Here is a 20,256-nt window from a genome sequence, read left to right on the forward strand (position 1 = left end):
GGTGCTAACAATCACGTTCTAGGCTTCTTGGTTAGCTGCCAGAAACCTCTATTGCGCGCTCATTTCCATTTCAGGACTTAGCGTGCCTAACCATGCGACAAGACAGATGATGAGGATTGCCATCAGGAATTCGAATTTCATGCTGCGGCGCAAGGCATTGACCGCTACAGAGTATTGACCATTGCGAACCGAGCGCTCCAATAGCGGGCTTAAGTGAAAGCGGTTCAGCGTCGCTAAAACGATCATCCCGGCAAAGAGCAGGATCTTCAAAAACAGCAACTGACCATAGGTACTGAGCATGACCTCATCAAGGTTGGGACCGACGATGAAAAGATAATTTACAACTCCCGTAACGCTTATGATCGCAACAATCACACCGCCGGCCGACTCAAAGCCAGTCAGCACGCGGGCAAGAATACGTGCTTCCTCCTCACCCTTCAGCGATTTCAACCGCAGCAGTAGAGCGAAGGCCGCTAGAGCACCCAACCAGCCACCTGCCGCTAATAAATGGAAAATGTCGCTGAGAAAATGCCAGTAGCGGCGGCTGCCTTCGTCCATGGCACCATGCCCTGTCCAGGCTAGCGTGGCCAACGCGATTGCTCCACAGGCGGTGACGATCCAGAGGCTGGGTGTCGGATATCGTTTATTCAACGCGACGCCCAGAATTGCCCCCACCAAGGCGGCTATCCGAACCATCCAGGTCAACCCAACATCGGTGCCCATGATGACCATTTCAAAAATGTGGTGATGTAGCTCCATAAGCTCCGATACACCGCTCATTGCTTTTGCAAGCAACAACATCGCAGCAAGGGACAGAGCTACACCTGCAATAGAAGTACCGTAAAGAAGCGACTCAAAGTTCAAGACCGTGCCCGATACCCTTTCCTTTCCCCTGAGACTGTACAAGCCGAATATGGCCAGTCCAAATAACAACATCAGGTCAAAATAGAGAGCAAAGCGAACCACGATATTTAATGAGTCGCTCATGGATCATTTCACTTTGAATGAAAAGTTGCCGGTGATCGGGTGGGTGTCCGAAGACACTGCACGCCATTCAACTTTGTAGGTACCGGTGGTCAGCGGTGCAGCCGGCGTAATCACCATCGTTTTCGGATCACCACCAGCAGCGACAGCGGCCTTTACACCCATGGGGGAGTTAGGCATGCCAGGCATGTCGGTCATGATCAGCTTTGCACCGGAAAACTGAGTGGTGAGATTCTCAGAAAAATGCAGTTCGATTTTCGACGGAGCCGCCGCATCCGAGCCTTCTGCCGGAGTGGAAGAAAGTAGTTTCGGATGTGCCTGGGCCACTGCACTCAGAAGCAAACCAGCAGTGATTGCAACGGCCACGGACGTAGTTTTAAGGAATGACATGCAAGACTCCTCACAGCAAGCGCTGTTGATTCGAGGTTTTTTGGGAGGAACTAGTTTTTAATTTCTTTAAAAACCACTGTTGATTAACTCGGAGCCCCCGTCCTCTTCGCCAGGTTGAACAGGAGAAACTCGCTAGCCCTAACGTTACAGTGCGAGAACACGATGCCACACGATCACAAACTGTTCGATTACATTTCAGTCAGCTTGATCCGATGTTTGGCATCTAGTCGTTGAGCGTAGCAAGGCCTGGAAAAGAGACGGCATACCGCAGGACCGGGGAGTTAAATCGATCTACAAAATCCGCAGAGGCGTAGCTAAGCGCAGAACGCCAACCCGCCGATGATCACAAATGTTCGTCGCTCAGCTAACCGTTGAATCGACGGCCGGAAACTCAAGATGAAAAGCCGTTTTCCCGTCGCCTGACGTACACCAGATCTTGCCATTGTGCGCTTCGACAATTGATCGGGTAATTGACAGACCTAGCCCTGCGTTGCTCGGACTTCCTTCTCGCCGCGCTGGGTCCACGCGATAAAAACGATCAAACAGCTTTTCAAGGTGTTCGGGGGCAATGGGCTCACCATAGTTTTCCACGACAACCGTTACCGACGCATCCTTGTGCTGAATATCGACACTGATTGACGTCCCTTCATAGGTGTAGCGCAGCGCATTTGAGAGCAGATTGGAAATCGCTCGGTGGAGCATAAGAACATCACCTCGCACGCTCCCCCGTCCTGAAACCTTGAGCTCGATCCCTCGTTCATCAGCCAACAGGCGGTAGTACTCAAGCAATTTTTCCACGACAGCCACCAGGTCTATTGGCTTGCTCTCGTGCGTAATTAGACCATTGTCAGATTTCGCCAGAAAAAGCATGTCATCAATCATCCGGCTCATGCGCTTCAAGTCATCAAGATTGGAGTACAAATTGTCTTCGTAGTCCTCGATGTTTCTTTTTCTCGAAAGCACCACTTCAGTGTGGGTCATCAAGTTGCTCACGGGGGTCCGTAGTTCGTGGGCAATGTCTGCCGAAAAGTTGGATAACCGGACAAATGCATCGTCGAGCCTGGATAACATGGCGTTGAACGACAACACCATCTGTTGAAGCTCTTTCGGAACGGGTGCCAGGGGAATACGCTCCTTGAGTGATTTTGCTGACATGGAGGCAGCAACCCGTGTGACCTGGCGGATAGGCCGCATGCCACTGCTAGCTACCATCCAGCCGAGTGCAGCACTGACCAATGCGCTGATCACCAACCCTATCCAAAACCATCGTTCGAGCGTCTCGAAAAAGGACATATGCTGCGTAACGTCAAAAATCAACATGACAGTTAATGGCCTTTCTTGTCCCGTCACTACGGATTGCGCAGTCACACCACGGAACATCTGCTCTTGCTCCCGCCATTCCCAGACGGTTGTGTTTGTGGTTGTTCGAAACGCCTTCGGAACGTCGACCGGGCCGGGATCCGCAAACAGCACCTTGCCGTCGCCATCGATGATAAGCGCAGTCAAATCACGGTGTGCGCCCAGCAGCGCTTCTAACTCCGGTTTAGCCTCGCTGAATTGATCGATGTTGCTCAGCCCGGACAAGATCCGCTGGGTCGAGTGGAGTTTTTCGTACAATGCCTGCTGATCCAGCATCTTGAAATGATGCCGGCTGAGGTTATTGAAACTGAGTCCGGCGACCGTGAGCACGGCCGTTACCGCGAGCATAAACATCAGACTCATACGAGTCGTCAGGGACATCCGGTTCATCACGACTCCGAATCTGGTGCATCGAGCATGTAACCCATTCCCCTTGAGGTATGAATCAACTTGACCTCAAAATCGTCGTCTATCTTGGCCCTGAGCCGTCTCACTGCAACCTCGATAACGTTGGTATCGCTGTCGAAGTTCATATCCCAAACCTGGGAGGCGATAAGAGACTTTGGCAGCACCTCCCCTCGACGACGCAGCAGAAGCTCAAGCAACGCGAACTCTTTGGCCGTAAGGTCTATGCGTTTGCCTCCTCGGATGGCTCGACGCTTGAGCAGGTCCACTTCAAGGTCAGCCAGTTTCATAAAGGTTTGCGAAGGTGCGCTGCTACCGCGACGCAGCAGCGTTCTGACTCGAGCAAGCAATTCAGAAAACGCGAAGGGTTTGATCAGATAGTCATCCGCACCGAGTTCAAGTCCCTTCACTCGGTCTTCAACGCGGTCTCTGGCGGTGAGAAAAAGCACCGGGACGTCTTTCCCGGAAGCGCGCACCTTCTGCAGGACTTCCCAGCCATCCAAACCCGGCATCATGACGTCGAGAATCAGCAGATCATAGGCTTCGCTCAAAGCGTGCTGAAGCGCCTCTTTTCCATTCGTGAAACGGTCGACATTGAACCCGGCCTCGTTGAGCCCTTGCTGCAAATAGATACCTATTTTTGGTTCGTCTTCAGCGACAAGAAGTCTCATGAGGTCGTTCTCAGATAAAGGTTAAGCGGAGTCTGCAACGAAAACTGGCAGCCAACCAGCAACTGACAGAAAAGTAATCTTGGCTTCAGGTAGATGTCAGCGAGTGCTGGCTAGGGTTCAGACATGAGCACTTCATTGGTGCTCGACCGACCTCTGAGCGATGAATCGTATGGAAGTCGGATTCCCTCATGAGGAGCTACCCCGATGAACCACCTGAAAATGCTGTTTTTTGTAAGCTCGATACTGGTCTCGGCTTCTGTGTGGGCTGAAAGCGGCGGAGATCGTGTGATTGAGCGTATGGAAGGTTTGCGCGACAAGGCCGAGGCCACGTTGATGAAAGCTGAACAAGCCCCTGAAGGAGAGCGTCACGTCCACATGGCAGAACACATGAAGATGCTTGGCGACATCATGAGCCAGCTCCACAACGATCACCCAGATGCCTCAATGTCACCCCAACAGCATCTAGCCTGGATGGAGAAGCACGACAAAATTGTTGACGACGTTTTGCGCCAGATGCAGCGCGAGCACAAATTGATGCTTTCAGAAAACCATCAATAAACGCCCCCAGGATAAGTACTTGTCAGCATCTTGTTGCGGCGTCAATTGGACGCCGTATCTATTTAGAAAACTGACAAAGAAGTAATGCCCAAGTCAGTTAGCTGGCAGCTGAGCATCATTAGCATAGCCAATGTTCCCACGTATTCCTGAGGTCACCATGAAAACTACGCTCGCTACCCCGTTCATCGCAGCAATGACCCTTTTTTTCGCTGCTACGGCTATGGCTAATGCTGGGCATGGACAAGACGACATAGGCCAGCCTGGTGTGGCCTCTGACGTTACCCGCACTGTAGAGGTCGAGATGGGCGACATTTTTTTCAAGCCTAAAAGCATCGACGTAAAACCTGGTGAAACAATCCGCTTTGTCCTTCGCAACGAGGGTTCGCTGCTGCATGAGTTCAACATCGGCAAAGCCGCTGCTCATGCAGCACACCAGAAAGAAATGGCAAGCATGTTCAAGAACGGAACATTAAGCCCTACCGGTACCGGGAAGATGAGCGGCATGAGCCACGGCATGGGCGGAATGAAGATGGTCGCAATGGAGCATGACGACCCTAACAGTGTCCTGATTGAGCCTGGCTCAACCCAAGAGCTGATCTGGACCTTCAACGACAGTGCAGGGCTTCAGTTTGCCTGCAACGTGCCGGGGCATTACCAATCGGGAATGGTCGGCGAATTTGATCTGAAATAAACCGGAGTCGGCTGTTTCTGCCGGCCCGACGCAAGAGTTGGCTACGCTAAGTCGCAAGTAACATAGCAACGCTTCTCAGCCGGGGTCCGTGCGGAAACATCACCGCACCACTGTGGAGCCGCAAATCAGCGTTGTACTGAATATGCTCATTTCTAGTAGCACCTTACAAGGGGAATAGACATGCCTACCACCTCTGGCCATCACGACCATAATCACACCCATGCTGCTTCCCGGGATGATGCTGATCTACATGACCCGGTGTGTGGAATGGCAGTCACTTCGTCGAGTAAATTTGCTGAGACTTACCAAGGACAGACGTATCGGTTCTGTAGCCTGAAATGTCAGGAGAAGTTTCGAGCGGACCCTGAGCGCTACAGTGGCCACGTGGTGCGCAACGAGTCAGGCAGCACAACGCCGGAGTCTGCGGTACAAACGGGCACTGAATTTACGTGCCCGATGCATCCTGAAATACGGCAGACCGGCCCCGGTAACTGTCCTAAATGTGGCATGGCACTAGAGCCTGTCATGCCGGCGCTTGATGAAGAAGAAAATCCTGAACTCCGGGATTTCAATCGCCGCTTCTGGTGGTCGCTGCCCTTAACCGTGGTCGTAACCGTGCTCGCGATGGCGGGTCACTCGTTACAACTTCTTCATGGTTCGGCTCAAAACTGGATCGAGTTCGCTCTGGCGACACCCGTGACCTTATGGGCAGGATGGCCTTTTTTTGTAAGGGGACTGGCCTCGGTTAAAAATCGCAGTCCCAACATGTGGACTCTGATTGGGTTGGGCACCGCCGCAGCTTATCTGTACAGCGTCATAGCAACGCTCTTCCCCCAAAGTTTTCCCTCCAATTTCATGCAAGATGGACGTATCGGCGTTTACTTCGAAGCGGCAGCGGTCATCATCTCGCTCACGTTGCTTGGCCAGATCCTTGAGCTCAAAGCCCGATCACAAACTTCCGCCGCCATTAAGTCTCTTCTCGGCCTTTCGCCCAAAACTGCACGCCGGATCAATGCCGATGGCCAGGAGGAAGACATTCCTCTCACACATGTGCACCTGGGAGACCACTTACGGGTCAGACCGGGTGAAAAGGTGCCAGTTGATGGTTCGGTACTTGAGGGTGAAAGTGCGGTGGATGAGTCGATGCTCACTGGCGAGCCAGTCCCGGTAATGAAGAAAGCTGGAGATAGCCTGATCGGCGCCACGCTGAATACGCATGGGAGCCTGGTGATGGAGGCCCAGAAGGTCGGTGCCGAAACCATGCTGTCCCAGATCGTACAGATGGTCGCGAGAGCTCAGCGTTCCAAGGCGCCGATGCAACGAATGGCCGACTCGATTGCCGGCTACTTCGTGATGGGTGTTATCGCGATTGCGATAATGACATTTATCGGTTGGGGGCTTTTCGGCCCTGAGCCCAGTTGGGTGTTTGGTCTAATCAACGCTGTCGCCGTGCTGATCATCGCTTGTCCCTGTGCGTTGGGACTTGCTACGCCTATGTCGATCATGGTGTCGACAGGTAAAGCAGCCAGCATGGGTGTTTTGTTCAGAGATGCCAGTGCAATTGAAAGCCTTTGCAGAATCGACACGCTGATTGTCGACAAGACAGGCACCCTGACAGAGGGACGGCCCGTGTTTCACAGCGTGGAGGCCACTCCCACCTTCAATCCCGACGACGTCCTTCACCTGGCTGCCAGCCTTGATCAGGGCAGCGAGCATCCTTTAGCACATGCGATCGTCGATCACGCCCGAGCCGAGAACATAAAGCTCACCAAGCCCGAATCCTTTGAGTCGGATTCGGGTATCGGCGTCAGTGGCGTTGTCGATGGCAAGAAGCTCCAGCTGGGGAACACAGCGTTGATGGAAGCCGCAGGCGTGAGCACCAACTCCCTACAAGAGCGCGCTGAGGTGTTGCGACTTGACGGCATCAGTATTATCTACCTCGCCGTCGACGGCGCATTGGCAGGTTTGTTGGCCGTATCAGATCCGATCAAGCCGACCTCAAAAGAGGCCGTCACCAAGCTTAAGGCTCACAACGTGAAAATCATCATGGCTACTGGGGACGGGCTTACTACCGCTCGGGCTGTCGCCAGGGAGATGGGGATTGAAGAGGTCCACGGTGAAGTCAAACCCCAAGACAAGGAACGTCTGGTGGCAGACCTACAGCAACACGGGCGAAAAGTGGCCATGGCAGGTGACGGTATCAACGATGCTCCGGCCCTGGCGCGAGCAGATGTGGGGATAGCCATGGGAACGGGGACTGACGTGGCGATGAATAGCGCGCAACTCACGCTGGTCAAAGGTGACCTGATGGGGATCTTACGAGCACGAGCTCTTTCGGTCGCCACAGTTAAAAACATGCGCCAGAATTTGGGCTTTGCTTTTCTCTACAACTCAATGGGTATACCTCTTGCCGCTGGTTTGCTCTATCCATTGACGGGGCACCTCCTGTCGCCAATGATCGCTGCCATAGCCATGAGCGTCAGTTCTGCATCTGTAGTTTTCAATGCATTGAGGCTGAGGAATACCCGAGTTGACTGACCTTCAAAATTGCAGCGGTTTTAACTCGGGGGAATGGCTATCCATGTGCTTTCTTCAGTCCCTTTAAGCGCGCATTCGCCCGTTGCACAGCGGCCATTTTTTCAGGCCGCTTCATGCGCTTCCACTTTCTGATGTCTTCCTTGCTTCGCCCGCAGCTCACACACAGATCACCACTGAGTTGGCAAACCGAGATACAAGGATTCTCGATTTCTTTTGCCATGGTCAGTCCCCCTTAGCTTTATGTAGTTGAGCCATGCGACGTTTCCAGTCGCCTATGTGCGTGCGTTGGCACTCTTGCTCCGAGTCAAAGCGGACATTGCGGTCTGAAACAGGCAGGTCAAGATTGGCCTCTTTCAAGGCGATCGCCGTCAACTCAAAGATGCGGGCCTTCGCATCAATCTCGGCCCGCTTCCTGTCAGCCAGGGTTTCGAACACCCAGATGACCTTTAGGGTTTCAGCCAACGCACTTAGGTCAGCGGTGTGAGTGAGCCAAATAAAGCCCTTTATCTCGTCCTTTGCTGTTTCGCACGCGTCGGTGAGCGTGACGATCAACTGGCGCTCGATTCGAGCCAGCTCACGTTTACCGGGCGGCATCGGTGTTTCCTATAGAGGCTGTGCTGGACAGGCGCTGAGTCATGTTTGTCGGAACTCGACGGTCAGGTGGCTGACTTCGTGAACCGGTTTGAGACGTTCACGAATGCTGTCGGCGTTCACAGTGGCTTCACCTAGAACGCTGACGATCGCCGCGCGCGCTTGAGGACCCACCCTCCAAACGTGCAAGTCTGTAATGGTAGCGCCACCCGGTTTCTCAACGAGTTCGCGGATTTCCTCGGCAACGTGGGCGTCGGTCTGATCGAGCAACACGCCCGCAGTTACCCCCATCAAGGTCCAGGCCCAACGCGCGATAACGAAAGCGCCGACGATACCCATGACCGGGTCGAGCCACACCCAGCCCAGATACCGACCGGCAAGCAATGCAGCGATGGCCAGAATCGACGTCAACGCGTCTGCAATGACATGGACATAGGCCGACCTCAAGTTGTTGTCGTTTCCGTTGTGGGCATGAGGGTGATCGTGGTCGTGGTCGTGGTCGTGCCCATGCCCCAGCAGCAGGGCACTGACAATGTTGACGAGCAAACCGACAACGGCGATGAGGGTCGCGGTGCCAAATTGAACCGGTGTTGGCTGCAACAAACGCATGACCGATTCAACGCCAATGCCCAACGCAACAATGCCGAGAATCAGCGCCGAGGCGAACCCGCCCAAGTCTCCAACCTTTCCTGTACCGAAACTGTAGCGCTGGCTGGTAGCGTGGCGTTTTGCGTATCCGTAAGCGGCCGCCGCGATGCCCAATGCGCCGGCATGGGTTGCCATGTGGAAGCCATCGGCCAGTAACGCCATCGAACCCGTGATATAGCCGGCGGTGATCTCCCCGATCATCATTACCACCGTGAGTGCTACAACCCAAAGCGTACGCTTGGCATTCTCGTCGTGCGCTGAGCCTAGAAACACGTGGTCGTGTGTGTAATCGATGTCTGTCCTGCTCATACGTGTTTACCTGGATGCATTCACTTGGAGTACCGGCGGATAGCTTCAAGAAGCTCTTCGACGCCCTTGTTACGCTCTTCTTCGCTGAGCGCAGGGTTCGCGACATGCTCTCGTGCGTGATCCTCGATGATCTCTTCCATCAGCCCGTTGATGGCACCCCGAGTGGCCGCAACAAGATGGAGTGTCTTGGCGCAGTCGAGATCCGATTCCAATGCTCGTTCAACAGCTTGAATCTGTCCGGCAATACGTTTTACGCGTTTAAGAAGATCGTCTTTGTGTGATGCGATGTGGCCCACGTGATACCCCCCTGGCTATATTAGCTCGCATGATAGGCGTACCCCCTATACCTATGCAAGGTTCGCGGGAGGACAGATCAAAGCTTTTTGACGGAACGAGAGGCTTACAAAATCGAGGGATCAAGCAAGAGAGCCGCAATGTGCCGTTAGGCGACCTCAACCGACCAGGGCCATAGGGCGCACTGGTCGAATCCGTTCAAACGGTAGTGAGCTGATTAACAACCGGGTGGTCAAGTTTGTGAAATTTCTCGAAATGACGCTCACGGCCTTGATTAGATAATTGTTGACCTTGCCACGGTGTCAACGTCGATGCTTTAGCTGCGGGGAAAAGACACCGCTCAGCACGAGGATAATTAACATGGTCGTCTTAGATGTATCAGGCATTGGTTGCGGCAGCTGCGTCGGCAAAATCACCAGAGCGATCCAGGCACTGGACGGCAACGCTACGGTCTCAGTCGATCGATCAACCGGTAAGGTGAGTGTTGAAAGTAGCGAAAACGCGGAACAGCTTCGTAAAGCTGTGGAGGCTGTTGGTTTTCCTTCCAAGATCAGCCATTGAATGGAGACGCCTGCTCCTGAGTAGAGCGTCGTCTGATGGTGAATACCTTTGAATCCGAAAGTACCTGAGCCGCTGTATCGGCCAAAGTTGGCTCGCATGCGCCTATGCTGCTAGTCACCGCGCAGAGCTTTGAGCAAACCCTTGAATGCTCCATTTAGCCGAGTAAAAGCGGCATCGAAACGTATCGCGTTTTCCGTGTATTTCGCGACCTCGACCTGCTGATCGACAGTATTTTGGTCCAAGGCAGGCTGAGCCGGCGTGCTGTAAAGCAAGTCGCGCCCGTATATAGCCACCGCCGATTCTTTCTTAAGAAAATGCTTTGCGTTTGTTGTTTTCAAAGAAAACGCAGTGGTAGCAGGTTCTTTGGTTTGGCTGGCGAGCACAGTAGAAAAATCCAAGTCTTGGGCTTTGAAGTTCGGAGTGTCAGCGTTCGCGATATTGTTACTTAAGATCTCAGCTCTTTGGCCACGATAAACTAACGCTCTTTCTGCGGAGCCTAATGCTTTCTCAAAATTAATACTCACAATCAATCACCCTCGGTGGCATTACTATCTTCTTTGATCATTGAACACCCAGCTGTTGCAGCAGAGCATTCAAGTCTCCTATTAATTTTAATGCAGAGACCTAGAACATCGCCTCCGTGAGAATTAATGGAACCCAAAGCAATGATTACACTTCAATCTTATATTCAATAAAAGTCGCGCAATGCGAAAAGATGGAGACCATACGTATTAAATAGCGTGTACTTCAAGAAAAATATTCCAAACTGACACAACTGTAATATTGGCCTAAGCTTCCTGACAGGGGGTGTCTCTTATAGTCCAACTGAGTCTTTTGCTCACCCCCAAAGAGTCCAATCCATGATGTGATTCAGAGGGGATATTTTCACACATCTGAGGTAGCCCATATGAACACCATCAAAACCTTGTTCGTCGTCGCAGCGCTGACTGTTTCCACTCTGGCCATGGCTGAAGGCGGTGGTGACCGGACTTTCGCACGTATGGAAGTGGCCAGGACGAATTCGATGGAATCGTACCAGGTAGCTCAAACGCAGAGCGCTCAACCGCCTGTCGCTGAAAGCAAAGCCAAAGCGATGGACCATAAAAACTGCTGAACGATCAGGCACGCGGCCAAGCTGACAGAAATGTAATCACGAAGGTGGTTTAGATGTGGCAATTTCTGAGCTCGCTTGCAATGAAAAATTCGTCTTTTTTTCGGTACGCGAAGCTCATCTTGCCAACTCACGGGTTGATTTGAACGGCTCCCTTTTGACTGATTGGAAATAAACGGCATGCATTCCAAAACCTCTAGACGGACATTCGTTAAAGGCCTGGCCGCCGGCGGCATCCTTGGTGGCCTTGGTCTGTGGCGCACTCCTGTATGGGCAGTGACCAGTCCCGGCCTGCCGAGCGTCCTCACCGGCAACGAATTTGATCTGTTTATTGGTGAAACGCCGGTAAACATCACTGGCTCGCCGCGCACAGCCATGACCATCAATGGCTCGTTGCCGGGGCCTTTGCTGCGTTGGCGCGAAGGCGAGACGGTCACTCTGCGCGTGAAAAACCGTCTGGAGCAAGATACCTCCATTCACTGGCACGGCATCATTTTGCCTGCCAACATGGACGGTGTACCGGGTTTGAGCTTCCATGGCATCGCGCCCGACGGCATGTACGAGTACAAGTTCAAGGTGCATCAAAACGGCACGTACTGGTACCACAGCCATTCTGGGTTGCAAGAGCAGGCCGGTGTTTACGGGCCAATAGTCATCGATTCGAAAGAGCCTGAGCCGTTTCAATACAATCGCGACTATGTGGTGATGCTGACTGACTGGACCGATGAGGATCCTGGTCGCGTCATGGCCAAACTCAAGAAACAATCGGACTACTACAACCACCACAAACGTACCGTGGGCGACTTCATCGACGACGTCAGCAAGCAAGGTTGGTCTGCTGCCGTCGCCGACCGGAAAATGTGGGCCGAAATGAAAATGAACCCCACTGATCTGGCAGACGTCAGCGGGGATACCTACACCTACCTCATGAATGGCCAAGCGCCGAACGGCAACTGGACCGGTATTTTTAAGCCTGGCGAGAAGCTGCGCCTGCGCTTTATCAATGGCTCAGCGATGAGCTATTTCGATGTTCGCATTCCTGGTTTGAAAATGACCGTGGTGGCGGCCGACGGCCAATATGTCCAACCAGTCAGTGTCGATGAATTCCGCATCGCCGTGGCAGAAACCTATGATGTGATTGTTGAGCCTGCCACCGAGGAGGCTTACACAATCTTCGCCCAGTCCATGGATAGAACCGGCTATGCGCGGGGGACCTTGGCAGTTCGTGAAGGACTGAAAGCACCGGTACCGGCGATCGATCCGCGTCCGCTGTTGACCATGGATGACATGGGCATGGGCGGTATGGCTGGCATGGACCATGGCAGCATGGCTGGCATGGGCGGCGGCGATATGAAACCGGGTGACATGTCAGGTATGGCTGGCATGGATCACAGCAAGATGCAGGGAATGGACGAAGGTGGCATGACCGGGATGACCGGCATGGACAGTGGTGACATGACTAATATGGCCGGCATGGACCATAGCAAGATGGCAGGTATGGACAAAGGTGACATGTCCAACATGGCCGGCATGGACCACAGCAAGATGGCGGGGATGGACAAAGGTGACATGCCCAACATGGCCGGCATGGATCACAGCCAGATGGGAGGCATGGGGGGCATGGGAGGCGAGATGCAATCTCACCCAGCGTCCGAAACCAACAACCCGTTGGTTGACATGCAGGCCATGAACCCAACGCCAAAACTGAACGATCCAGGTATCGGTTTGCGGAACAACGGTCGACGCGTGCTCACTTACTCAGATCTGAAGAGCACTTTCCAGGACCCTGATGGCCGAGAGCCCAATCGCACCATTGAGCTGCATCTGACCGGTCACATGGAAAAGTTTTCCTGGTCCTTCAACGGCATCAAATTTTCTGATGCTGAGCCCCTTCGCCTCAAGTACGGGGAGCGTCTTCGCATCACCTTGGTAAACGACACCATGATGACGCACCCCATCCACCTTCATGGAATGTGGAGCGACCTTGAAGATGAAAACGGCAAGTTCATGGTACGTAAGCACACAATCGACATGCCACCGGGTACCAAGCGCAGCTATCGAGTCACCGCCGATGCTTTAGGTCGCTGGGCCTATCACTGCCACCTGCTTTTCCATATGGAAATGGGCATGTTCCGTGAAGTACGGGTTGATGAGTAAAGGAGACGATCTGTGAGCACACACCTAAATCGTAAATCGCTGGTCGGTTGCCTCTTTGCCTTTGGCCTGATGGGTGGATTCTCCTGCGTAGCATTGGCAGTCGAAGAACGTGCTGATCCTTCACCTGCTACTTCTGCGGATGCGCCGAACAAGACTGCGACCACGTCAAACGAGGCAACGCCGAATCACGCGACGATGCCTCATACCAAGATGCGCCATGAGTCGATGGATCATGACCAAGAAAACAAGAAGGCGGATTGAGATCATGACCAGGAATTTTTTACGCCCAACGTTGATGGTATTGGCAGTTTCTACGAGTCCTGTCTTCTTTGCCGTGGCTCACGCCGCTGAAGAGATGGATCACTCCAAGATGAACCATGGCTCCATGGGAGCGATGGACCATAGCAACATGGGGGCTATGGAGCACAGCAAGATGAAAATGGACGACGGTCAAATGACCGGCATGGAAAGTATGGATGAAGGGACGACGACAACCAGTCGAACCCCTATCCCCGTTCTTACCGATGCTGACCGTGCAGCCGCCTTCCCAGATGTCGCTGGTCATGGTGTCCACGACAAAACAATCAACTCTTTCATGCTGCTGGATAAGTTTGAATACCAGGATGCTGACAACGGTAGTGCGTTGGCCTGGGATGCGAAAGGATGGATCGGCGGTGACATTGATCGACTGTGGTTGCGCTCGGAAGGCGAACGTACCAATGGCGTGACGGAAAGCGCTGAATTATCCGCGCTCTGGGGGCACTCCATCGGACCGTGGTGGGACGTCGTCACCGGTGTACGACAGGATTTCAAACCAGGGTCCCCTCAAACCTGGGCCGCACTCGGCATTCAGGGCATGGCCCTCTACAACTTCGAGGCCGAAGCAACTGCCTACATCGGTGAGAACGGTCAATCGGCTGCTCGACTGGAAGGCGATTACGACATTCTGCTGACGAATCGATTGATCTTGCAGCCGACGGCCGAGGTCAATTTTTATGGGAAGAATGACCCTCAGCGCGGCATCGGGTCCGGATTAGCCAACACCGAAGTGGGGCTCCGATTGCGTTATGAGATTGTCCGCCAATTTGCCCCTTATATCGGGGTGAGTTGGAGCCGTTCCTATGGCAATACGGCAGACTTTGCACGTGAGGAAGGTGAAGATGCCAGCGAGGCACGCTTTGTCGCCGGTATACGGATGTGGTTCTGAGAACCGGGCATGAAGATTACACTGAAGGCACTAATAGCTGCTGGTCTGGCCACCGTAGCAGCGGCTGCCGGCGTGGTGTATTTCGGCGTGATCAATGTCGGGGCGGATGATCCCCACTCTGCCCCCGTCTACGCGCTACTTTCTATTGCTCGGGATCGCTCGATACACGTGCGCTCGCGCGACATTCAGGTCCCCGACCTGAGCCAAGAAGCTCTCATCCGTGAAGGTGCTGGCAACTACAACTCGATGTGTGTCGGTTGCCATTTGGCTCCGGGGCTTGCAGGCACCGAACTGAGTAACAGCCTTTACCCTGCACCTCCGAATCTTTCGAAACTGGGCGTCGACGGGCACCCAGCTGCAGCTTTTTGGATCATCAAACACGGAATCAAATCCACCGGCATGCCCGCGTGGGGCAAAAGCATGGCCGATCCCTACGTATGGGGGATGGTTGCATTTCTCCAGCAGCTTCCGTCACTGGATGCAGAGCAATACAAAGCTCTGATCACGAGTAGCAGTGGCCATCAACACGGTGGTGGCGAAAGCGTGATGCACAACCATGAGGGTCAGCATGGAACGATCCAGGGGCAAAGTGGCGCAGGTGCTGCCGACCAAAGGGCGGAAGTCCGCGCTCATGATGACGAGAAAAACACGGCACATGCCCATGGCCCCTCCGCAGCGCCATCTGCAAAGGAGCCTGCTGACCACGCCGATCATAAGGGTAGGGAAGCTTCAGATGACGCGGCCCCGACTCCAACCGTACAGCCCAAATCACATACACATACTGATGGGAAGGAACATACCCATGCGAAATAATTCTCTTCGTCGCAGACGGGCACTTCGTCTCGCTGCTTTCGTGGCTCTGTTCATCAGTTCAGCCAGTCACGCAGCAGAGCCATTGACGATCGATGTACATCGCGACGCTAATTGCGGGTGCTGCAAGAAATGGGTCCAGCACCTTGAAGCCAGCGGCTTTACCGTCGTTGATCACGTGGAAACCAACATGAGCGCGATCAAGCGCGGTTTCGGAATTTCTCCTGAGCTCTCGTCCTGTCACACAGCAACCATCAACGGAAAGTTTGTTGAAGGTCACGTGCCCGCCGAGCAAATCATTGCGATGAGCAAACGTGATGACCTGCTCGGGATTGCCGTTCCAGGCATGCCGGCCGGCTCCCCAGGAATGGAAGTGGACGGGAAACATGACGCGTATAAGGTAATCGGCTTGTCAAAGGCAGGCACAGACCACGTCGTCGCTGAATACCCCGAAAACTGATCTTCTAATCTCGCTCCTGCATGGTGAAGGTCATGGCCGTGCAGAGGACATAGCTCATTTCGAACGTAAAAAAGGCGCCACTAGGGCGCCTAAGCCACCTCCCAAACCAAAGGAAAAACAAGGAGGCGGGATGTATCAGGTGGTCGAGCAATTGTTTACTGCACGTTAGAAACCCCTCGACTGACGGACATGATTTCATAAAGTGGATAACTTCAGGCTTTCCTGAAAATTACTTCTACGTCAGCGAGCAGTAAGCTAGTTTCGGACAAAGGAAAATTATGCAGTTCTTAAATAATTTTCATTGTCTAGCTTCCATGGGGGCAGTTGTCGGCCATGACCTTATATTCCACGGTGTTAAGCTTGCCCGTAGAGTCTTCATAGGTCATGCGTGAAGGAGCAACCCCACAGGTTTTATTGGCTTGCGTGACACTGACGACCTTCTGGATATCGAGGTTCATACCATATTCATAATGAACAACTTCAGGAGGAGTCTTGCCGTTCCTTGAGGCATATTGCTCCATTGCTTGTTGGTTCTCTTGCATCATTCGACCATACACGCGGTCACCGCCTCCTTCAGCCATGGCTAATGAAGATAAGGTCAAAATCGAAGCGGCGCAAAACGCTTTCACTGCTGTCATTGCTTTCATGATTTTCTCCTAAAGCTCAATTTACTGAGTTAAAGAGTAACAAGTGAAAGCTTTCAGAAAGCTGCCGCGAAGGTTACTAATGTGAAAGGTGGACGCTACCCCGCATTTACGCTTTCAAGCCAGATAGGATTTTTGTTAACACCCAAGGTTGGCAGACGGTGACGGAACAAAGATGCCCTCAAAAGCTTATTTGAACCGGTGGTCCCTCCCAATTCCTCGATACGCCGGTAGACCTGAGCAGGACCTCCGCGTCGACCCCGGTTCTTGCCAGGCTTTCCAGATCCCACTCGAAGAAACTGCAAAAAGCCAGGAAAACCTTGCTTGATACCGCTGAGGTCAATCTTACCGTCGAGTAATTCACGGGGAGCTTCATCCTGATGAGTTCAGAGACAGTCCACACTAAAGTTCTTAGACGGAAATGCCATACTGACTCCTGATGAATCTTGATCTGTTGATAAGTAAGAGGGAACCTCTGCTTGCGTAGATCCAGCTCATGAGGTAACGAACCTGGGAGCAGCGATTGTAAATTCCGAATGTTCACTCTCTTCGGATCTTTCGTAACTTTATACAGCTCATCTACGCCCGCTTCGATAAGGGCTGCATAGGCGTCGTCTCTTGAGTCGATGGACTTTTCGACCTTAACTGTAGCTTTTTTAGGTGCATGGAGTTTTGCCATTAACCATGCGTTATCATTTTCTAGAATCCATTGCGTAGGTTTGTACGCCTTCTTCCAGAGGTACTCGATATCGGCATCGGTACGTAGCGCTAAAAGCAACTCGATTTTTTGGCGATATCTAGTTTTTTGGCTTAGACGCGATTCTTCGACTTTGGGCGCTCGCGGAGAAACAGCGGCACTCAGCAGGATAGACTCATTTTTCAGAGCCTCTTCAAAGCCATCTGCACTTGAAAACAAGTGAAGAGCAATGATCAAATGCCGCGCGAGCGGCATATTTAGCTGACCTTTGTCTGATTTGAGCCGGATCCATTGCTCATGCTTCCCGGTGTTATAGGCCGGATCAATTTGCGCCAAAAGCTCGTCGCCGTAAGCGCTTTGGATGCTGTCGAACAGTTTTGCAATACCCGCATTTTTTCCGAAAATGAATCCGCGCTTCTTGCATTGGCGGACGTAGCACGAACTCAATACCGTACTGCCTATCGGAGGGATATTGCGTTGCAGGATATCGTGTGCGAACAGAGCGACTTTCTGTTCCATCTTTGACCCCTTGTGTATTGCTGCGCTGTTTAACGGGCTCCAGCCGCATGCACATGGCTCAGTCAGATTGGGAAGCAGCTTCAATTTACGGTAGAACGGGCGAGAGCACTCGGGGCAGGCATGGATCAATGCGTCGCCATGACGCCAACAGACGGCAACACCGGGTATCTGGTGAGATCGATGCCAGTAGGCAGAACCCCGCTCAATCAGATCTTCCTGAACGCAGGTAGGACAAAGCTTAGCCTTGCCATGGGTGGACTCTTCTCTGCGGGGCACCCGTACCACCCCGTCATAACCCAGTGGCCCTACGTCGTTCTCCGGCCCCTGCTTAACGCCAAGAAACGGCCGGTAAGCAGGAAAAGTAGTATTGCTACTGATCAACTCTGCGAGATTGCTCTCCGATTGCCCCGGCAGCCTGTGCGCGAGCCTCTCGATCTGCTTGGGTACGATGCCACCGATGCAAAAGGGTTTCGATGCGAACAAATCGCGATAGGTTTCCGTCGCGGTTCTGTTACCTGACAGATAGTGATATCGGGTGACACGAGAGTAAAGCATTTCATCCGGCATCGAAACGGGGAAAAATAATAGATCAGACATCATTTACCGATTAAAGGTAGGGCTCGAAGAGAATGTGCATCCGGGGGCAGTATATATGCAACCCCTAAAATTCTGTATCCGGTCTGGATTTGAAAATGACACAGCCGCTCAACTTTGAATCGTAGTGAATTCATCTAAATCCTGCCGCGCCCGTATTCCTCGAATACAAAACACGTATCGATAAACCCGCGTAGGTCAGCCCATGCCGGTTGCAAAACTATTTCGGTTGATCGCGGGTTAGTACGTTTACATGCTGATCGTGATGGTATGCCGGACCTTTTCTGGAGGTGAATTTTTTCATTAACAGCAAAATAATGGGTTTATGGTGAATTGATTTAGAACTTTTTTAGATGGAGGAGGAATGTCCAGCTGGATTACAGCATGGGTCGAATGCTCGCGACCCGGTAGAGCGAAGAACGTGATACAGGCTTGCCCTCCGAGAGCAATTGGCATCTAGCCCATCGCAGACGCCTATCGTGAAAGCCTTCGATTGGTTCACATACTTTGTCGAGCATCGCTGCACAGAGAGGAAGCTTGCAGAGCTGTTTTTCGAAGCGGGATAGGACATGAAGCTCACGACCAATCCTCGTACGCGAAATGCGGACAGGCTTACCCGCAAGAGCATAAAGCGCGTCAGCACACTGACGGACTTCGCCGGCCAGTCTCGCATCGAGGGCAGCGAACATTTCGGTGCTATTTAGACGAGGCGTACGATGTGGGCTTGGGTTTGCAGTAGACTCCGAAAGCCACTGCCTATCGTGGCGATACAGCCACGCATACCCCCTGCATGCATGTGCTTTGTAAAATCGATAATCAGCCTCGAAAGCCGCGCGTCTTGCGCATAGCTCAATGTGAAATCGTGCCTCCCTCCAATCATCTTGCCCGCCAGGTACATTTCGGATGTGACGATAGACATACGCCAATGAAACGCTTAGAACCGCAGCGATCTTTTTGGCATCAGCTCCTTCAAGAGCATGTCTCCACACAGCGGCTGACGAACAGTCCAGGCCTTGACCAGGCATCACCGCAGAAGGACGCGTGGGAAGTCTAATGTGAGCTTCCGGGCCACATGCCACCGCCTGTTTCACAGGGCATTGGCCATGCAGCAAGCTCACCATGTCAATGCCCAGAGCACCAGCCAATAAAATGTATTTGAGCGGATGGTGGGAGGTTATAGGCGTACGAAGCAGCTTGGTGACCCATGAGGCGGGTGTACCTGCACGAACTTCCCCGAGTATAGAAAATTCCCATTCTTGCGGGAGTGCGGCAAAAAAATCGGTCATGTGCTCCGCCAGCATGTGCAGGTGCAAGCGATGGTTATCAGAAGCAAGGTTGAGCTGCGTTGCCCTGTGTAAAAGCGTGCAGCGCACCGCCTCCGCCGACAAAGCAGTGACTTCAGACTCAAGGACCTGAAGTGAGCGCAAAGCTATTTCGTGAAGCGGCGGCATGCACCGCAACGGGGTGTCGAGGAGTACTGTGTGTGCTTGCACATTCCCATCATTGGGCAGATTGAGTTGTCGAGAGCTGCGGCTGGACCAGCGAGGATCAAGGATCCTGAGTGACGTGCCGTGATGCGGACATACCAGCACGCCTGGAAGCATGTGGACCCTGTGCCAGTAAGCGACTCCCCGTTGAGCCTGATCTTGGGCGATACATTCTGGGCATAACCGCACTCGGGAGGCGAATCCAATACGGCTCGCGTTGACGCCCAGCTTTAACATCAAGCCTTTCCCATCAGCGGTCATCAGCGTCCGAGCGTGTTCAACCTGGCTCATCCTCAAAAACGGCGCATAGTAGGGTAATAATGTGTGGCGCATGAGGACCTCGGCTACCGATAGCTCGGTACCGCTGGGTAGCGCGTCGACAAAATCCCCTAGATGGCTCGGGAATGCCACATTTTGTGAAAATGCTGCCGCCGATTTCAGTCCGGCAAATGCTGCTTGGCAATTACGAACACCACAAAGACGGGTGTAGCGAGAAATCACGCTGTGCAGCGTCTCGTCGGGAAACGCGGCGGGGAAGAAATGGAGTTTAAGGTGCACTTCACCACCCTCT

General features: G+C 53.0%; 22 protein-coding genes. 10 read left to right on the forward strand and 12 right to left on the reverse strand.

All coding sequences use genetic code 11. From position 1 onward, the window contains the following. Nucleotides 1–48 precede the first annotated feature (48 nt). The 4 genes from copD to ACQZ2L_RS02880 all read right to left on the reverse strand — a co-directional run bounded on the left by copD (nucleotide 49) and on the right by ACQZ2L_RS02880 (nucleotide 3,809). Nucleotides 49–987, reverse strand: a complete 939-nt coding sequence (gene copD, locus ACQZ2L_RS02865; RefSeq protein WP_024014908.1) for a copper homeostasis membrane protein CopD — start codon at nucleotides 985–987, stop codon at nucleotides 49–51. A gap of 3 nt (nucleotides 988–990) precedes the next feature. Then, nucleotides 991–1,374 carry a copper homeostasis periplasmic binding protein CopC gene (gene copC, locus ACQZ2L_RS02870; protein ID WP_024014909.1) on the reverse strand — a complete coding sequence of 128 codons (384 nt, stop codon included), beginning with the start codon at nucleotides 1,372–1,374 and terminating at the stop codon, nucleotides 991–993. A gap of 360 nt (nucleotides 1,375–1,734) precedes the next feature. Then, on the reverse strand, nucleotides 1,735–3,123 hold the full coding sequence (locus ACQZ2L_RS02875; RefSeq protein ID WP_243241216.1) for a heavy metal sensor histidine kinase: 1,389 nt from the start codon (nucleotides 3,121–3,123) through the stop codon (nucleotides 1,735–1,737). Next, nucleotides 3,123–3,809 carry a heavy metal response regulator transcription factor gene (locus ACQZ2L_RS02880; RefSeq protein WP_019816984.1) on the reverse strand — a complete coding sequence of 229 codons (687 nt, stop codon included), beginning with the start codon at nucleotides 3,807–3,809 and terminating at the stop codon, nucleotides 3,123–3,125. The genes ACQZ2L_RS02875 and ACQZ2L_RS02880 overlap by 1 nt, the downstream gene beginning before the upstream one ends. Nucleotides 3,810–4,013: 204 nt before the next feature. Between ACQZ2L_RS02880 and ACQZ2L_RS02885 the strand changes: the two genes are divergently transcribed. The 3 genes from ACQZ2L_RS02885 to ACQZ2L_RS02895 all read left to right on the forward strand — a co-directional run bounded on the left by ACQZ2L_RS02885 (nucleotide 4,014) and on the right by ACQZ2L_RS02895 (nucleotide 7,596). Further along, complete coding sequence (locus ACQZ2L_RS02885) at nucleotides 4,014–4,367, forward strand: co-regulatory protein PtrA N-terminal domain-containing protein (RefSeq protein WP_024014911.1); 354 nt, start codon at nucleotides 4,014–4,016, stop codon at nucleotides 4,365–4,367. 157 nt (nucleotides 4,368–4,524) lie between these two features. Further along, nucleotides 4,525–5,058: a cupredoxin domain-containing protein gene (locus ACQZ2L_RS02890; protein WP_019816982.1), complete on the forward strand. Its 534-nt coding sequence runs from the start codon at nucleotides 4,525–4,527 to the stop codon at nucleotides 5,056–5,058. 180 nt (nucleotides 5,059–5,238) lie between these two features. Further along, nucleotides 5,239–7,596, forward strand: coding sequence for a heavy metal translocating P-type ATPase (locus ACQZ2L_RS02895; RefSeq protein WP_024014913.1), 2,358 nt, complete (start codon nucleotides 5,239–5,241; stop codon nucleotides 7,594–7,596). 37 nt (nucleotides 7,597–7,633) lie between these two features. On the opposite strand, the gene ACQZ2L_RS02900 is transcribed toward ACQZ2L_RS02895, so the two are convergent. From ACQZ2L_RS02900 to ACQZ2L_RS02915, 4 genes are read right to left on the reverse strand one after another with little or no spacing between them, the layout of a single operon-like run. Continuing rightward, nucleotides 7,634–7,816, reverse strand: a complete 183-nt coding sequence (locus ACQZ2L_RS02900; protein WP_024616838.1) for a DUF1289 domain-containing protein — start codon at nucleotides 7,814–7,816, stop codon at nucleotides 7,634–7,636. Nucleotides 7,817–7,818: 2 nt separating this feature from the next. Next, nucleotides 7,819–8,190, reverse strand: a complete 372-nt coding sequence (locus ACQZ2L_RS02905) for a hypothetical protein (protein ID WP_024014914.1) — start codon at nucleotides 8,188–8,190, stop codon at nucleotides 7,819–7,821. 39 nt (nucleotides 8,191–8,229) lie between these two features. After that, nucleotides 8,230–9,144, reverse strand: a complete 915-nt coding sequence (dmeF, locus tag ACQZ2L_RS02910) for a CDF family Co(II)/Ni(II) efflux transporter DmeF (RefSeq protein ID WP_169859580.1) — start codon at nucleotides 9,142–9,144, stop codon at nucleotides 8,230–8,232. Nucleotides 9,145–9,164: 20 nt separating this feature from the next. Beyond that, nucleotides 9,165–9,440, reverse strand: coding sequence for a metal/formaldehyde-sensitive transcriptional repressor (locus ACQZ2L_RS02915; RefSeq protein WP_073470825.1), 276 nt, complete (start codon nucleotides 9,438–9,440; stop codon nucleotides 9,165–9,167). Between the two features lie 358 nt (nucleotides 9,441–9,798). Between ACQZ2L_RS02915 and ACQZ2L_RS02920 the strand changes: the two genes are divergently transcribed. Then, entirely contained in the window at nucleotides 9,799–9,999 is a 201-nt protein-coding gene (locus tag ACQZ2L_RS02920) for a heavy-metal-associated domain-containing protein (protein WP_047292961.1), read from the forward strand. Between the two features lie 110 nt (nucleotides 10,000–10,109). On the opposite strand, the gene flgB is transcribed toward ACQZ2L_RS02920, so the two are convergent. Further along, entirely contained in the window at nucleotides 10,110–10,523 is a 414-nt protein-coding gene (flgB, locus tag ACQZ2L_RS02925) for a flagellar basal body rod protein FlgB (protein WP_019816894.1), read from the reverse strand. A gap of 383 nt (nucleotides 10,524–10,906) precedes the next feature. Here flgB and ACQZ2L_RS02930 point away from each other — a divergent pair, with 383 nt between their 5' ends. From ACQZ2L_RS02930 to ACQZ2L_RS02955, 6 genes are all read left to right on the forward strand, one after another. Continuing rightward, entirely contained in the window at nucleotides 10,907–11,113 is a 207-nt protein-coding gene (locus ACQZ2L_RS02930) for a co-regulatory protein PtrA N-terminal domain-containing protein (protein ID WP_019816895.1), read from the forward strand. Between the two features lie 177 nt (nucleotides 11,114–11,290). After that, nucleotides 11,291–13,267, forward strand: coding sequence for a copper resistance system multicopper oxidase (locus ACQZ2L_RS02935; RefSeq protein ID WP_024014918.1), 1,977 nt, complete (start codon nucleotides 11,291–11,293; stop codon nucleotides 13,265–13,267). A gap of 12 nt (nucleotides 13,268–13,279) precedes the next feature. Then, a complete protein-coding gene (locus ACQZ2L_RS02940; protein ID WP_430324633.1) occupies nucleotides 13,280–13,528 on the forward strand; it encodes a hypothetical protein in 249 nt (82 codons plus the stop codon). Continuing rightward, entirely contained in the window at nucleotides 13,500–14,474 is a 975-nt protein-coding gene (locus ACQZ2L_RS02945) for a copper resistance protein B (protein WP_039593195.1), read from the forward strand. Before ACQZ2L_RS02940 ends, ACQZ2L_RS02945 begins: the two co-directional genes overlap by 29 nt. A 9-nt stretch (nucleotides 14,475–14,483) precedes the next feature. Further along, nucleotides 14,484–15,287 carry a c-type cytochrome gene (locus ACQZ2L_RS02950; protein WP_039593194.1) on the forward strand — a complete coding sequence of 268 codons (804 nt, stop codon included), beginning with the start codon at nucleotides 14,484–14,486 and terminating at the stop codon, nucleotides 15,285–15,287. Continuing rightward, on the forward strand, nucleotides 15,277–15,744 hold the full coding sequence (locus ACQZ2L_RS02955) for a DUF411 domain-containing protein (RefSeq protein ID WP_039593193.1): 468 nt from the start codon (nucleotides 15,277–15,279) through the stop codon (nucleotides 15,742–15,744). Before ACQZ2L_RS02950 ends, ACQZ2L_RS02955 begins: the two co-directional genes overlap by 11 nt. A 305-nt stretch (nucleotides 15,745–16,049) precedes the next feature. On the opposite strand, the gene ACQZ2L_RS02960 is transcribed toward ACQZ2L_RS02955, so the two are convergent. From ACQZ2L_RS02960 to ACQZ2L_RS02970, 3 genes are all read right to left on the reverse strand, one after another. Next, nucleotides 16,050–16,382, reverse strand: a complete 333-nt coding sequence (locus ACQZ2L_RS02960; RefSeq protein ID WP_039593249.1) for a DUF2790 domain-containing protein — start codon at nucleotides 16,380–16,382, stop codon at nucleotides 16,050–16,052. A 187-nt stretch (nucleotides 16,383–16,569) separates the two neighbouring features. After that, the gene (locus ACQZ2L_RS02965) at nucleotides 16,570–18,201 is read right to left on the reverse strand and encodes a TniQ family protein (protein ID WP_230082024.1); all 1,632 of its coding nucleotides are present in this window, start codon (nucleotides 18,199–18,201) and stop codon (nucleotides 16,570–16,572) included. Between the two features lie 374 nt (nucleotides 18,202–18,575). After that, complete coding sequence (locus ACQZ2L_RS02970) at nucleotides 18,576–20,243, reverse strand: TnsD family Tn7-like transposition protein (protein WP_073470823.1); 1,668 nt, start codon at nucleotides 20,241–20,243, stop codon at nucleotides 18,576–18,578. Between the last annotated feature and the right edge of the window lie 13 nt (nucleotides 20,244–20,256).

The organism is Pseudomonas shirazensis (assembly GCF_050496565.1).
In the GTDB taxonomy this organism is placed as follows: Bacteria; Pseudomonadota; Gammaproteobacteria; order Pseudomonadales; family Pseudomonadaceae; genus Aquipseudomonas; species Aquipseudomonas shirazensis_A.

Excerpts from the sequence above, each read along its gene's own strand:
- copC (WP_024014909.1), bottom strand. The coding sequence starts at position 1,374 with ATGTCATTCCTTAAAACTACGTCCGTGGCCGTTGCAATCACTGCTGGT.
- ACQZ2L_RS02960 (WP_039593249.1), bottom strand. The coding sequence starts at position 16,382 with ATGACAGCAGTGAAAGCGTTTTGCGCCGCTTCGATTTTGACCTTATCT.
- ACQZ2L_RS02920 (WP_047292961.1), top strand. The coding sequence starts at position 9,799 with ATGGTCGTCTTAGATGTATCAGGCATTGGTTGCGGCAGCTGCGTCGGC.
- ACQZ2L_RS02890 (WP_019816982.1), top strand. The coding sequence starts at position 4,525 with ATGAAAACTACGCTCGCTACCCCGTTCATCGCAGCAATGACCCTTTTT.
- ACQZ2L_RS02880 (WP_019816984.1), bottom strand. The coding sequence starts at position 3,809 with ATGAGACTTCTTGTCGCTGAAGACGAACCAAAAATAGGTATCTATTTG.
- ACQZ2L_RS02945 (WP_039593195.1), top strand. The coding sequence starts at position 13,500 with ATGACCAAGAAAACAAGAAGGCGGATTGAGATCATGACCAGGAATTTT.
- copD (WP_024014908.1), bottom strand. The coding sequence starts at position 987 with ATGAGCGACTCATTAAATATCGTGGTTCGCTTTGCTCTCTATTTTGAC.
- ACQZ2L_RS02885 (WP_024014911.1), top strand. The coding sequence starts at position 4,014 with ATGAACCACCTGAAAATGCTGTTTTTTGTAAGCTCGATACTGGTCTCG.
- ACQZ2L_RS02900 (WP_024616838.1), bottom strand. The coding sequence starts at position 7,816 with ATGGCAAAAGAAATCGAGAATCCTTGTATCTCGGTTTGCCAACTCAGT.
- ACQZ2L_RS02895 (WP_024014913.1), top strand. The coding sequence starts at position 5,239 with ATGCCTACCACCTCTGGCCATCACGACCATAATCACACCCATGCTGCT.
- ACQZ2L_RS02950 (WP_039593194.1), top strand. The coding sequence starts at position 14,484 with ATGAAGATTACACTGAAGGCACTAATAGCTGCTGGTCTGGCCACCGTA.
- ACQZ2L_RS02905 (WP_024014914.1), bottom strand. The coding sequence starts at position 8,190 with ATGCCGCCCGGTAAACGTGAGCTGGCTCGAATCGAGCGCCAGTTGATC.
- ACQZ2L_RS02955 (WP_039593193.1), top strand. The coding sequence starts at position 15,277 with ATGCGAAATAATTCTCTTCGTCGCAGACGGGCACTTCGTCTCGCTGCT.
- ACQZ2L_RS02875 (WP_243241216.1), bottom strand. The coding sequence starts at position 3,123 with ATGAACCGGATGTCCCTGACGACTCGTATGAGTCTGATGTTTATGCTC.
- ACQZ2L_RS02930 (WP_019816895.1), top strand. The coding sequence starts at position 10,907 with ATGAACACCATCAAAACCTTGTTCGTCGTCGCAGCGCTGACTGTTTCC.
- dmeF (WP_169859580.1), bottom strand. The coding sequence starts at position 9,144 with ATGAGCAGGACAGACATCGATTACACACACGACCACGTGTTTCTAGGC.
- ACQZ2L_RS02935 (WP_024014918.1), top strand. The coding sequence starts at position 11,291 with ATGCATTCCAAAACCTCTAGACGGACATTCGTTAAAGGCCTGGCCGCC.
- ACQZ2L_RS02965 (WP_230082024.1), bottom strand. The coding sequence starts at position 18,201 with ATGTCTGATCTATTATTTTTCCCCGTTTCGATGCCGGATGAAATGCTT.